The 14,631-nt window shown below is 40.8% G+C and carries 11 protein-coding genes; all 11 read left to right on the top strand.

Annotated elements, in window-relative coordinates; translation table 11 throughout:
* Positions 1–17: 17 nt before the first annotated feature.
* On the top strand, positions 18–1,553 hold the full coding sequence (locus BT_RS01020) for a RagB/SusD family nutrient uptake outer membrane protein (protein ID WP_011107166.1): 1,536 nt from the start codon (positions 18–20) through the stop codon (positions 1,551–1,553).
* Between the two features lie 17 nt (positions 1,554–1,570).
* A complete protein-coding gene (locus BT_RS01025; protein WP_011107167.1) occupies positions 1,571–2,470 on the top strand; it encodes a DUF4984 domain-containing protein in 900 nt (299 codons plus the stop codon).
* Between the two features lie 17 nt (positions 2,471–2,487).
* The gene (locus BT_RS01030) at positions 2,488–4,440 is read left to right on the top strand and encodes a DUF5003 domain-containing protein (RefSeq protein WP_008766222.1); all 1,953 of its coding nucleotides are present in this window, start codon (positions 2,488–2,490) and stop codon (positions 4,438–4,440) included.
* 45 nt (positions 4,441–4,485) lie between these two features.
* A complete protein-coding gene (locus tag BT_RS01035; RefSeq protein WP_008766221.1) occupies positions 4,486–7,200 on the top strand; it encodes a DUF4458 domain-containing protein in 2,715 nt (904 codons plus the stop codon).
* Positions 7,201–7,217: 17 nt separating this feature from the next.
* A complete protein-coding gene (locus tag BT_RS01040; protein WP_008766220.1) occupies positions 7,218–9,200 on the top strand; it encodes a BACON domain-containing protein in 1,983 nt (660 codons plus the stop codon).
* Positions 9,201–9,250: 50 nt separating this feature from the next.
* On the top strand, positions 9,251–11,338 hold the full coding sequence (locus BT_RS01045; RefSeq protein WP_008766219.1) for a subtilase family N-terminal domain-containing protein: 2,088 nt from the start codon (positions 9,251–9,253) through the stop codon (positions 11,336–11,338).
* A 12-nt stretch (positions 11,339–11,350) separates the two neighbouring features.
* Positions 11,351–12,166 carry a DUF1573 domain-containing protein gene (locus BT_RS01050; protein WP_008766218.1) on the top strand — a complete coding sequence of 272 codons (816 nt, stop codon included), beginning with the start codon at positions 11,351–11,353 and terminating at the stop codon, positions 12,164–12,166.
* Between the two features lie 21 nt (positions 12,167–12,187).
* The gene (locus BT_RS01055) at positions 12,188–12,664 is read left to right on the top strand and encodes a lipocalin family protein (RefSeq protein ID WP_008766217.1); all 477 of its coding nucleotides are present in this window, start codon (positions 12,188–12,190) and stop codon (positions 12,662–12,664) included.
* Between the two features lie 188 nt (positions 12,665–12,852).
* Positions 12,853–13,281, top strand: a complete 429-nt coding sequence (locus BT_RS01060) for a Fur family transcriptional regulator (RefSeq protein WP_008760530.1) — start codon at positions 12,853–12,855, stop codon at positions 13,279–13,281.
* Positions 13,282–13,303: 22 nt separating this feature from the next.
* On the top strand, positions 13,304–13,864 hold the full coding sequence (locus BT_RS01065; RefSeq protein ID WP_008760531.1) for an NADH peroxidase: 561 nt from the start codon (positions 13,304–13,306) through the stop codon (positions 13,862–13,864).
* A gap of 98 nt (positions 13,865–13,962) precedes the next feature.
* On the top strand, positions 13,963–14,598 hold the full coding sequence (locus tag BT_RS01070; RefSeq protein ID WP_008760532.1) for a SagB/ThcOx family dehydrogenase: 636 nt from the start codon (positions 13,963–13,965) through the stop codon (positions 14,596–14,598).
* The last annotated feature ends 33 nt before the right edge of the window (positions 14,599–14,631 follow it).

Here is a 14,631-nt window from a genome sequence, read left to right on the forward strand (position 1 = left end):
AGTATATTTAAAGAAAGATGATTAAGAAATTTAAATTATATATCCTGTTGGCAGCCATGGCATTTTCTGCCGCTTCTTGTTTGGACAAGATGCCTGAAGACGGTATTCCATTCGATGAGTCTATACAGACGGTAGATGATGTGAATCTGGCTGTTATTGGTATTTACGATGCATTCAAAAGTAGTGCTCTGTACTCAGGGAACTTGACAATACTTCCTGATCTGCAGGCAGACCTTGTGTATGGGGTAAATGGAAATACGAATACATTCGGAGATATTTGGCGCTGGAAAGACATTCTGGCAACTAATACAAGTATCGAGGCTGTTTATGCTGGACTGTACAACGTGATTAATCGTTGTAACTTCATGCTCGACCGCGTAGACAGAGTGAGAAATAACACAACCGATGATAAAGATTTGTATAAGCTCGATCAGTGTTGCGGTGAAGCTTATTTTGCCCGTGCGATTGCCTATTCCGAATTGGTGAAGATGTTCTGCAAGGCTTATGAAAGTGATGAAGATGCAGCCAATCAATTGGGTGTGATACTCACCAAGCATTATCAAGGCAATGAAGAAATGAAACGTGCTTCGCTGAAAGCCTCTTATGAGTTTATTCTTGAGGATCTCGATCGGGCTGCCCAATTGTTGGCTTTGGATAAAGATTATGATCCGTCTGTCGATGGAGCTTTATTTAATAATGCTACTTATTTCAATGAATACACGGTGTACGCTTTGCGGGCACGTGTCGCTCTTTATATGAGAAAGTGGGATGAAGCTATCAAGTATTCCAGCAAGGTTATTGATAGCGAATATTATCTGTTGGCCAGTTGTACTCGCACTATTTCTTCTGGAGTGAGCTATTATAAGTATATGTGGACGGACGACATGTCAACGGAGGCTATTTGGAAAGTTGGTTTCACCATAAACTCTTATGGAGGCAAACTGGGACAAATTTTCTTGAATTACAATCATGTGAATTATCGTCCGGACTATGTGCCGGCTAATTGGGTGTTCGGATTGTATGATTCGAACGATTTGCGTCCGGAGACCATTTTTCAAACTTTGCAAACCGGCTTTAGTCATGGCCTTTCATGGCCTTTGTTGATAAAGTATGCCGGTAATAATGAGTTCATTGCAGCTAATATCCTTCACGTATCTATGCCTAAAGTGCTTCGTCTGTCCGAACAATATCTGATACGTGCTGAAGCTTATGTGCAGCAAGCGCAACCCGACTATGGTCGTGCAGGAAAAGATATTACGACTCTCCGTACAGCACGTTATTCAACTTACGGTGGTTCTACTGCTTTGTCTGCTTCCAATGCAATGGAAGTTATCGAAGCAGAGCGTGTGAAAGAACTTTATATGGAAGGTTTTCGTCTCCATGATTTAAAACGTTGGCATAAAGGATTCGAACGGAAGCCGCAAGACCAGTCACTGGCTAACGGTAGCAGCTTGAAAGTGGAAGCAGATGATCCATTATTTGTATGGCCGATACCGCAACATGAACTGGATGCTCCCGGTTCGCAGGTTCAACCGAATGAAAGTAACAAATAGATTAAAAGCATATGATAATGAAGAAATTATTATTAGGATGTATAGCAGCCGTTGCTGCTCTGATAGCTCTTTCCGGATGCGATCAGGACAAGGTGGCATACAACGGACCCAGTTATCTTATGTTTTCTGACACGCTTTATACGTATGCCGTGCAAGAAACGAATGAGATATTCAATGTTCCGATCTCTGCTACTGTGGCTGCCGATCACGACCGGACCTTCGCTGTCGAAGTAATTGATCGCGAAAGTAATGCCGTGGAAGGTAAGCATTATAAAATTCTGTCGAATACCGTTACCATTAAGGCGGGAGAAAGGAGTACCAATTTAGAGGTACAAGGTATTTATGATAATCTGGAAATTAATGATTCGCTGGGTTTTGCATTGCGACTGGTAATTCCTGAAACGGAACAATGGGGACTCTATGGAACTGAAGCAAAAGTTGTAATGCAGAAAATCCGTCCGTTTGACATTAAAAACTTTACAGGTTATTGTGTTGTCAGTTCGACTTATTTTGCAAGTTATTTGAACAATTTAGAATTGCGTTTGGTAACTTCGGATATCGTAGAAGGCAAAGAAAATACCATTGCCATACATGGTCTTTACTATGACGGATACGATACGGAAATCACTTTCAACCGTGAGGATGTTCAAGAACCCCTAGTTGAAATGGATGAACAGCTTTGTGCATCTACAGCAACGGCTTTCGGAACTATTTACGGTGACGGCAAGTTGCTGATGAATCAACCTACCGCTTATACTTCTTACTTCAGTACTAACGAAAATTTCGTCCTACAGTATGTCACGCTAAGCGTGAACAATAGAGATGGATCATCATACGGTACGGTTGGCACGTTTGTCAATGTGATCGAATGGATAAGCGAAGCAGAAGCGGAGAAATTAAAAGAACAAGGATATTAAAAAAACAAGAAATATAAATGGATATGAAAAAGTTTAGTTTAAAACCACTAGGAGATTCTTGCATGAAGATGTTGTGCAAGAGCTGCTTCTTCATTGGCTTACTTATGACTTTCTGCCTGACGGCATGTTCGGACGATGATGATGATACGGTGACTCCGATATTTCCGGAAAAACAAAATATTGTCTGTAATGCAGGCGAGAAAAAAGAGTTCACTTTCACGGCTAATACTAACTGGAGTTTGGCATCATCAACAATCTGGTGTAAGTTTCAGAACAACGATACGGAAGAGTTTGTAGTATCCGGAACTGCCGGAACGCAAACCGTAACAATCATGGCTACTAATGAAAACCAAAATAACGATAACGCAAGTGTGGCTAAGTTGGAGTTAACAATGGGTGGTCAGACTATTGTGATCGGTGAGGTTACGCGCTCGGCAGCAGGATATGAATTGAAAATATTCGATGAAGAAGGAGTAGAGATTAACGAACTGAAAGTAGGATACCAACACTTTTCTAAATTTAGTGTGCAAGCAAACTTCCGCTTTGCTGCTACCAATCTGCCGGGATGGGTGGAACTCGAAGGTGGTTCTCTTGTTGGTCCGGTTAATCAGAAAGTAAGTGGTGGCTTGAAAATAATAGAAGATGATAACCGTGAAAAATATCCGGTTCCGGCTTCAGATAAAAATGTGATAACGTTCTCGGATGAAGAAGGAAAAGCATTCTATTCTTTCAACGTTTCTTATGATGGTATGACTCCGGGTGTACTGGAAATGACACTTCCGTCATCTAATAAGTATGATTGGGCTGTATCTTTGGACGGAAAGACTTTTACTCAGAGCGCAGGTGGAGTGGCAGGTACCGGAGGCAGTACTACGACTCTTAAGAATCGTGTGCCTTTTACTGTTAAAACATTGAACGATGATTATGAGGTAGTATTCGTTGAAAAAGGAAGCAACAATAATGATTTGTATATCATGGATGCCAGCTATAATGAATGGATGCGTTGCGAACGTGAAGGTGGTAAAGCGACACTTATTGTAGACGAATATACTCCTGCTTCGTACGAACCGGCTGAAAGAGTTGGATATGTTCTTGTCTTCTCACGTGCTCAATATGAAGATATCAAAGATAATTTGGAAGCGACCATCATTGACGGTGAAGATTTGGTTTATAAATATGAGCAGTCTAATCTTGTTCTTCAGTTTACTCAGAAAGAAACGAAAGGCGGTGGCGATGAACTAGCCATTACTGCGGTAGACGGTCAAACATATAATCCTATTGATTGTACGTCTTATACAGGTGGCGATGCAGATTACTTTAAGTCAGAGTATGGCGTGACAGGAATTTTTGAGATAAAACAGCCTGCATCAGTCGCTACTGTGGCAAAAATGCCTTTTAATTGGAGCAATTCAGTTTGCTATTACTTTGAAGATGAACAAGAGGCCAATGGCGTTACTGAACCAATAAGCGAAACTGACATAACAATCTATACAGAGGCTGCAAACGGTAAAGATGTATTTTTAATAGTCTCTGATGAATCGGGAAATAAACTGATGTTGATTGTCAGAATCAGCAATGCCGGAAGTGGCGGTGGAGGAGATGTGCCCTTTACTGTAACTACCAGCCAATTAGCTCCTGTGAGTTGTACAGCTTATGATGGTAGTATGGGAGGTGCTAATTATTTCATTACCCAATATGAGGTAACTGATATTTCTGATATAAAAAATCCGCCGATTGGGGAGTCTATATTTGTGACACTTAATACATCCAGTATAGTTGATTTCAAATGTTATGATGTTGACGAAAAGATAGTTGATGCATCTTCAGATATTGAAATATCTGAAGATTGGAGTACCGGAAAGCAAAATTTGAATGTATGGTTGGGCAATGGAAGCAGTTTAACTAAAACTGTATTTTTAATAATTACCGGAGAAGACGGTAGCAAGCATATGCTGGTTATCAATATATAATGCATATTTTACTTGTGAATAATTATAACGAATAATAGATTATAAATGAATCTACATAAAATATACTCAATATTCTTCCTGCCTTTTATTGTCGGCCTGCTGACAATGTTGGTAGTGACAGGATGTTCCGATGATGACGAGGAGCTGCAAAGCCAATACGGTTATGTGCAGTTTAAACTCTATAAGAGTACCTCTTTTGAGAAAGGAACAACCACTCGTGCTGTGGGCAAACTTGAATCAATGTCTAGTGCACAGAAGATAAAGGTGGTGATGACGCATAACGGTACCACCGTTTCACAAACTCTGCTTCTGAACGCATACAATGCGAACAATGCGGAATATGGTCTGCGTAGTGACAAATTGCAATTACTGGCCGGTACTTATAAGATTGTCGGCTATTATTTGTATGACGGTCTTGATGAGGTACTGTTGGCAGGACCTGCCGGCGATGACAATGAACTGACAGTTGTAAGTGGAGGATTGCTGGAAAAAGCATTGACTGTAGATGCAGTTCCGCATGGAACCGTTACCTTTAAATTGTCGAAAGAAGGAATTAGTACACGTGCAGCCGGCGAATACTTATTCAGCAATATTCGCTATGTCGATGTTACGGTGATGAATTCCTTTAATCGTGTCACCACAGAATTGAAGGGGATGAAAGTCACCTATAAAGAAGATTCTAAAGAACACCAAAATCCCGATAATGCCAATGATAAGTATATGGATATAGGTGTAGCAACATGCGACTCTGCCGTATGGCTTCCTGCCGGTACCTATCAGGTAGTAGCATATACCACCTACTCACAAAGCGGTATCAAAAGATCGGAATTGGAAACGCAATCTGTAAGAGGAGAATCTTTTACTGTGATAGACAACAAATTGACAAAAGATGCCAACGTCCCTATCCAATTGAAGGAAACGGCGGAGTACATTAAAGACTATAAAGCGCTGAAAGCCATTTGGGAAGCTTTGGACGGAAAGAATTGGAGATATTATAGTGGGACGATAAACAATACTATTCACAGTTTAAACTGGAACTTCAACAAAGAACTTGATATGTGGGGTGACCAACCCGGTGTTGATTTGGATAATAATGGGCGTGTCACCGGACTCTCGCTTGCCGGTTTCGGTGCCAAAGGCAGAGTACCCGATGCTATCGGACAATTAACTGAATTAAAAGTGCTTTCGTTCGGTACACATAGCGAAACGGTGAGCGGCAGATTATTTGGAGATGAAGAACTGACTCCGGACATGAGCGAGGAAAGAAAGCATAGAATTCGTATGCACTATAAGAAAATGTTCCTTGACTATGACCAACGCTTGAATTTGTCAGACCTACTACAAGATGCCATTAATAGAAATCCTGAAATGAAACCGATCAAGAAGGATAGCCGTATTTCATTGAAAGATACACAAATCGGTAATCTTACCAATCGAATAACGTTTATTTCGAAGGCTATTCAACGGTTGACCAAGTTGCAGATTATCTATTTTGCTAATTCTCCTTTTACCTATGATAATATTGCTGTCGATTGGGAAGATGCCAACTCGGATTATGCCAAACAGTATGAAAATGAAGAATTGAGTTGGAGTAATTTGAAAGATCTCACGGATGTAGAGTTGTATAACTGTCCGAATATGACGCAGCTTCCGGACTTCTTGTATGATCTTCCTGAATTACAGTCATTGAACATTGCATGTAACAGAGGCATTAGTGCTGCCCAATTAAAAGCTGATTGGACACGACTCGCTGACGATGAGGATACAGGACCTAAAATTCAGATTTTTTATATGGGTTATAATAATTTGGAAGAGTTTCCCGCATCTGCTTCTTTACAGAAGATGGTGAAACTAGGCTTACTTGATTGTGTGCATAATAAGGTAAGACATCTGGAAGCTTTTGGTACCAATGTTAAACTGACTGACCTTAAGTTAGACTACAATCAGATTGAAGAGATTCCGGAAGATTTCTGTGCATTTACCGATCAAGTGGAAGGCTTAGGATTTTCTCATAATAAGCTGAAATATATTCCGAATATATTCAATGCCAAGTCGGTATATGTGATGGGATCTGTAGATTTCTCGTATAATAAAATAGGTTCGGAGGGACGTAACATCAGTTGTTCGATGGATGATTACAAAGGTATTAATGCCTCAACGGTAACCTTGTCATATAACGAAATCCAGAAGTTCCCTACAGAACTGTTTGCAACCGGTTCTCCGATTTCGACAATTATCCTGAGCAACAATTTAATGACATCGATTCCGGAAAATTCATTGAAACCAAAAGACGGAAACTATAAGAATACGTATTTGCTGACTACTATAGATTTGCGTTTCAATAAATTGACCAGCTTGTCTGATGACTTCCGGGCGACTACCTTACCTTATTTGAGCAATATGGACGTTAGCTATAATTGTTTCTCTTCGTTCCCGACGCAACCGTTGAACAGTAGCCAGTTGAAAGCTTTCGGAATTCGCCATCAACGTGATGCGGAAGGCAATCGTATCTTGCGCCAATGGCCGACCGGTATCACTACTTGCCCTAGTTTGATCCAATTGCAAATTGGTTCTAACGACATCCGTAAAGTAGACGAGAAACTGACACCGCAGCTTTATATATTGGATATTGCAGACAATCCCAACATCTCGATTGATGTAACTAGCGTATGTCCTTATATTGAGGCAGGTATGTATGTTCTGTTATATGATAAGACACAAGATATTCGTGGTTGTGATGCTTTGGGTATTGAACGATAATATAAAAGAATCTATTAATGAAATATTTTAGTAAAATAACATTAGGACTAATTCTTTGCATGGGGATCATCTCCTCATGTAAGGATGACGACGAAACAAGGATCGATGGCATTTCGGTAGATAAAGAAGAAATAGCTATCGGTGCAGAAGGAGGAACAGAGAAGATCGCCGTTTCATCTAATGATCAATGGGTGGTACGCGTTTCTAAACCTTGGATTGCCGTTTCACCGGCAAACGGTTTTGGTTCAGCGGTATGTGAACTTACCATAGACTCTACACTGACGAATGTTGCGCGTACAGCACAGATAAGTTTCACAATGAATGGTCGTGAGCCTAGCTTGGTTACGGTTACACAGTTCGGTTTCGGTAAGCAAATCTTGGTGAAAGAACCTGAAGTGGAAATCCCCAGTTCGGATGCATTCGATAACCGTCACTTTAAATCAATTATCTCTACTAACGTAAATTTCAAAATCGGAAGTGTGGATTATTCTTTCGCAGAAGAGGCTACGATGACTGAAGAGGAGAAAAGAGAGGTAGAAGGAGAACGTAGCGGTTGGGTGACATTGCCGAAGGATAAAGATCTAGCGGTGAATTTAGACAAAGGAGCACGTCCCCGTACTCTTAAAGTGGATTTCCGTTGGGGAATGAATGTGGCTCCCTATACCCGTGTGGCAAAGATCCATCTGGTTCCAGTAGATGAGAATGACCAATTGGTGGACAATAACGGTAATAAAATAGATGCTGTAGTGTTGACTGTAACACAAAAAGCAGCTATGAAGATTGAGGATAATCGTGCCGGTGACTCATTGGCTATTATTACTATCAATAGCAAACTCCAGAGCATGATGAGTTTTGATACCAGTGAAAGTATGATGAACTGGAGTTTTGTAACCCTTTGGGAAGCTACTGATAAAGAAATAAAAGATGGAATAGTTCCTACTGAAGCTGTAGGGCGTGTGAGGTCTGTAAGTTATGCAATGATTGATTTGCAAGACGGTGAAACATTCCCCAAAGAAATTCGTCATCTGAAATACCTGGAATCATTTTCAGTTCAGAGTAATGCCAACCGACAAATACGTACTATTTCTTTAGGAGAAGAAATTTGCGAATTGGAGTATCTGAAGGATCTGACAATATTCTCTTTTGGTATAAATGCTCTCCCTGAGAATTTTATTAAATTGGGTAAGAAACTGGAGAATTTGGATTTGGCAAGTAATAATTTCCAGTCGTTGTCTGTAGTTACAGATGTGGTGAACGAAAAGAATTTCCCGCACTTGAGATATTTGACATTAACCGGATGTCGTGCTACGGAAACACTGAAAGATATGAGCTTGATTGATGGGAACAACCAATACAATGGTAGGGATGTCGGTCTGCATGTTGATATTTCTCAAGGACAACCTGAAAGAGAAGCTTTCTTGAAGTTATTGACTTGGGATAAACTGATTTCATTGCAAATGTCATATAACTTCTTGGAGGGAGAATTACCTACAGACGCAGAGGTGAGAGCGGCATTGAGAGCTGCAGATAAACCGGAAACTTATCAATCGGATGATTTCTTCAGTAAAGATGAGTTGACTGCCAAGCCATCCATATTCATGGATAAGATATCTAGAGATACTTGCCAGTGGCTGTTGACGACCGACAATCAGGTAAGATATCGGAAGCAGACTCCAGTAAGCGGGCAGGATATTCCGCGTGTGTTACCGTTTGCCCGTACAGTTCATATTAATTTGAACTTCCTGACAGGTGCTTTGCCTAATTGGTTGCTATTCCATCCTTACTTTGTATATTGGGGACCCGAAAGCATGATATTCAATCAGCAAGAAGACGGCAGAAACTCAAAAGGAAATACAGTGGGATTCAATAATGTGGATATCGTAAACTACGATTTTTCTTATTATTACGGAAGTACAGACCCCGGGACAAATCAAATTGTTAGCGGTGTCGCTTATCCGTTGTATTTTAGAAAATTTGTATTGTCGGGAACTACAGACTAGCAGGGCTATAGAGTAAATATCATTAACAAGAATAATTTTAAATAAGAACAATGAAGAAAAATTTCTTATATACAGCACTGTTTGCCTTGATGCTGGCTTCATGCTCGGAACAAGAAGTGATCGAACAACCGTCTACCCCAACAGGGGGGACGGAAGTTCAGCTTCCGGCTGATGTCACTTCCGGTGAATTGCTGATTAAATTCGATCCTGCAATGACAGAGATTCTTGATCAGGCTCTCACAGTTGCAACAAGGAGTGGGGGGGCTATGACCCGTTCCGGGATTCCTTCTACTGACGAAGTGTTGGATATTCTGGGTACATATCATTTTGAACGTATATTTCCGGTAGACACTAAAAATGAAGAACGTACCCGTACTTCAGGATTACATTTGTGGTATCGGGTAAAGTTTGATGAAAATACAGACTTGAAGGAAGCCGCCGGTCGTCTTGCTAAATTAGGCGAAGTAGCTAAAGTACAGGCTAACAGTCACATTCAGCGTGCTTACAGAGTTGATGGCTATCGGAGTTATGTTAGTGAGAGTGCATTGCGACAGAAGGCGGCAACACGTACTGTTACGACAGGAAGCACCTTCTCCGATCCCGGATTGGCATATCAATGGCATTATAATAACAGTGGCAATAACCCTTTTGACAATCAGAACGTATTGAAAAATGGTTCCAGGCCGGGGTGTGATGTCGGTTGTATGGAAGCATGGAAGAAGTGTACGGGCGATCCTTCTATCATTGTTGCTGTGCTGGATGAAGGTGTGATGTATACCCATCCTGATTTGAAAGGTAATATGTGGATCAATGAAAAGGAAGAACTTTATGCAGATAAGGATGCTGACGGTAACGGATATAAGGACGATAAATATGGCTACAATTTCGTGAGCAATTCAGGAATCATTTCGTGGATGGATGCAGTTGACACGGGACACGGGACGCACGTTGCAGGTACTATTGCTGCTATGAATAATAATGGCGAAGGTGTTTGCGGTATTGCCGGTGGCGATGGTTCCAAAAACTCCGGAGTGAAAATTATGTCATGTCAAGTGTTTGCGGGTGAAGCCGGTGTTACCTTGGATGCTGAAGCAAGGGCTATAAAATATGCGGCTGATAATGGCGCAGTCATTCTTCAGTGTAGCTGGGGATACAACTCTTCCTTGGCCAATCTGATTGAAGGATATACTCCCGGTCCGGGATCGGAAGAAGAATGGGAAAAATTGTATCCGTTGGAAAAAGATGCATTGGACTACTTTATCAATAATGCCGGTTCGCCCAATGGGGTGATAGACGGTGGACTGGCAATTTTCGCTTCCGGAAACGAATATGCGGGAATGGCTGCATTTCCTGCTGCTTATTCCAAATGTATATCTGTCAGTGCGGTAGCGGCCGATTTTACTCCGGCCTCATATAGCAACTATGGAAAGGAAGTCACGATATCTGCTCCAGGTGGTGATACGGAATATTACAATCCGGTGGGGCAAGATGACCCTGAAGGTTGGGAAGAAGGAATCCATTCCGGTTCTATTCTCTCGACTTGGATACAAAACGGTAATGCGACCTATGGATTTATGGATGGTACATCTATGGCTTGTCCGCATGTATCAGGAGTTGCAGCATTGGGGTTGTCGTATGCTGTCAAACAACGTCGTCATTTTAAAGCAAGTGAGTTTGTCGAACTATTGAAATCATCTACAAAACCACTCGATAGCTGGTATAATACAGGAGAAGTGAAGGCTTACTATCGTAACCACATCTCATCCGGAGCTTCCGCTACTAGAGTAGAGTTATCGAAATATGTGGGCAAGATGGGAGCAGGTTTGCTGGATGCCGGAATGTTGCTTAACAATATTGAGGGTAATGGTTCTGATATGGTAGTACCCAATATGTATGTAGCAGAAGGTGCAGCATCGACTTTAAACCTTGCCTGCTATTTTGTTAATGGAGAGAATCTAACTTATACCTGCACATCGGGTGATACAACTGTCGCTTCAGTATCTGTCAATGGTACGTTTATGACAGTATCCGGGGTAAAAACCGGTGCAACCCGTATTACAGTGAAAGTAAGCAATGGAAGCGAACAATCCATTACTGTTACCGTTCGCAAGAAGGCTAATGATAATGGTTGGATGTAATTTTAATATTCAATGAAACCAGTTACTTGGATACGATTCTTTTTATTATGTGTAGTCATCGGACAATTCCGGGCGGTTGAAGCCCGGAATGTCCATTTCACTCCACAGGAAAAAACAGATACGCTGATAAATCCGCCGTTGATAAAAGGAGCGGAACATATTCTGCGTTTTGACAAGACTGTGCTGAATATCGGGACATTAACCGAAGATGATGCTCCAAAAATGTATCGTTTCACATGTACTAATGTAAGTGGCAAAGCCATAAATCTTACCCGTGTAAGAACTACTTGTGGATGTGCGGTAGCAGATGTACGTACAGGGGAGATATCTCCCGGTGAAACGAGAGTTGTAGTATTGACTTATCATCCGAAGAATCATCCCGGAACGATAGACACGAATGCTTTTGTTTATCTGTCTTCTTCGGACAAAATGCCTGTGGCACGCCTTACATTAATAGGTAATGTGTTGCCGGGAGCGGATGAATGGGGACGTTATCCATATAAGATGGGTAAATTGAGACTGAAACAAAACCGGATAGAATTTCGGGAAGTAAATGCGGGAAAGCGTCCTTCCGAACGAATCCTGTGTGGTAACAGCGGAAACCAATCATTGCGTTTGTCGGCTGCTGTTATTCCTGAGTTTGCAACTTTTCGTACCGAGCCGGAAGTAATCAGTCCGGGTAGTGAAGCCGACGTTGTGATTACAATAGACGCCTCACTGATTCCTGTGGAAAAAGGTCGTTCATTTACTTTTCCTATTATTATAGAGGGAGTGGAAGGGCAACCGTCAGACCGAACATTGAATATAAAAGTAAACTGTATTAAGTAACAATAAAAATAAAAAGAAGACATGAAGAATATTTTCAAATTAATGGCTTTATTCGCCTTCGTGCTTTGTTTCGCATCCTGTGACGACGATGAAAAGGTAGAGATTCCTGCCTTGCCGGTCACTGCTGCTAATTTAAACGGAACGTGGCAACTTTCTGAATGGAACGGACAAGCTCTGGCAGAAGGTACATATTGCTATATAACTTTTAATCGTAGAGAACTGACTTTTGAAATGTATCAGAAGTTTGACAGTATGTATGCACGTTATATTACTGGTTCTTTTAATATAGAAAACGATCCTTATCTGGGATATGTTATTAGTGGTGAATATGATTTTGGTAATGGTGACTGGAACAATGACTATATCGTAACGGATTTGCTAGAATCCGGTTCCATGATTTGGACTGTAAAAGATGATGATAGTGACGTGAATAAATATGTCCGTTGCGAAAAAGTACCTGAATCAATAATCGAAGAGGCTAAAACCAACAAGAATTAAGGCAAAATAGAGGTATATCAATGTCTAAAGGTCATCTTTATTAAGATGGCCTTTTTTGTATGGAAGAATTTAGTAATACATATCTGCAAAAAAAATATTGATTTTATTTGGAAATGATATTGGGACTTTCTATATTTGCATCAGATTTATAATTGTAATGAATACAACTTTGAAAAGAGGGAGAACTTATGAAACCATACGAACGATTGTTAGAGCATAATATAAAGCCTTCCATGCAGCGCATAGCGATCATGGAATATTTGATGAATCATCCCATTCATCCTTCGGCTGATGATATCTATACAGCGTTATCTCCTTCTATGCCGACACTTTCGAAAACGACGGTATACAACACTTTGAGATTGTTTTCGGAACAGGGAGCTGCATTGATGCTCACGATTGATGAGAAGAATACAAATTTTGATGCGGATACTTCTGTTCACTCTCATTTCTTATGCAGGTATTGCGGACATATTTACGACTTAAAATCTCCGGAAGCCGTGAAGAAAGTTGAAAGTCTGGAAATGGATGGGCATCAAGTGACGGAAGTTCATTATTATTATAAAGGTATATGCAAGAATTGCTTAAGAAAAGATAAAGAAACACGTATTGACTAATTAATTTAAAATTGAGAAGAAAATGAAAAAATTTAGATGTACTGTATGCGGTTACGTTTATGAAGGTGACGCAGCTCCTGAGAAATGTCCTTTGTGTAAAGCTCCTGCCAGCAAATTCGTAGAAGTTGTTGAAGTAGAAGGTGGTGCATTGTCTTTTGCTGACGAACACGTGATTGGTGTTGCAAAAGGTTGTGACGAAGAAATGATCAAGGATCTGAATAATCACTTTATGGGTGAATGTACTGAAGTAGGTATGTATTTGGCTATGAGCCGTCAGGCTGACCGTGAAGGTTATCCTGAAGTAGCTGAAGCTTTCAAACGCTATGCTTGGGAAGAAGCTGAACATGCTTCTAAATTTGCAGAATTGCTGGGTGACTGTGTTTGGGATACAAAAACTAACCTGCAAAAGCGTAAAGATGCTGAACAAGGTGCATGCGAAGACAAAAAACGTATCGCTACTCGTGCTAAAGCTTTGAATCTGGACGCTATTCACGATACTGTACACGAAATGTGCAAGGACGAAGCTCGTCATGGTAAAGGTTTTGAAGGACTTTACAACCGTTATTTCGGAGATAAGAAATAATAAAGCCTTATAAATAACTTTTAAAAGGTTTGTGTTCTATAGTGAATGCAGACCTTTTTTGTTTATATTTGCCTATCAACTTTATAAATACCACAATTATGAGAAAGGTACAACTATTGTTCGTTTGTTTAATGCTTTCAGCGGCTGCTTTTGCTGCTGATAAGGTTGTTAAGTTACCAAAACCTAATTTAAATCGTACTGGTACGGTGATGAAGGCATTGTCTGAACGTCAATCTACGCGTGAGTATGCTTCGAAAGCGTTAACTCTTGCTGATTTGTCAGACTTATTATGGGCGGCCAACGGAATCAATCGTTCGGATGCTGGAAAACGAACGGCTCCTTCCGCTATGAATAAGCAGGATGTAGACGTATATGTGATATTATCGGAAGGAAGTTACTTGTATGACGCAAAGAATCATCAGTTAAATCTGATTGCTGAAGGAGATTACCGTGGAGCGGTAGCGGGTGGCCAGGCTTTTGTAAAAACGGCTCCGGTATCTTTAGTATTAATCAGTGATGTTTCCCGTTTTGGTGATGCTCAGAAGATACAGAATCAACTAATGGGAGCCATGGATGCCGGTATTGTTTCTCAGAATATTTCTATTTTCTGTTCTGCGGCTAAACTGGCTACAGTGCCACGTGCTTCGATGGATGCCGCTCAGCTGAAGAAAGTATTGAAACTGAAAGATAGTCAGATTCCTATGATGAATCATCCCGTGGGATACTTTAAATGATCTTTATTCTGCATATAAAAATGGTGACACTAT

This window comes from Bacteroides thetaiotaomicron VPI-5482 (assembly GCF_000011065.1).
GTDB lineage: Bacteria > Bacteroidota > Bacteroidia > Bacteroidales > Bacteroidaceae > Bacteroides > Bacteroides thetaiotaomicron.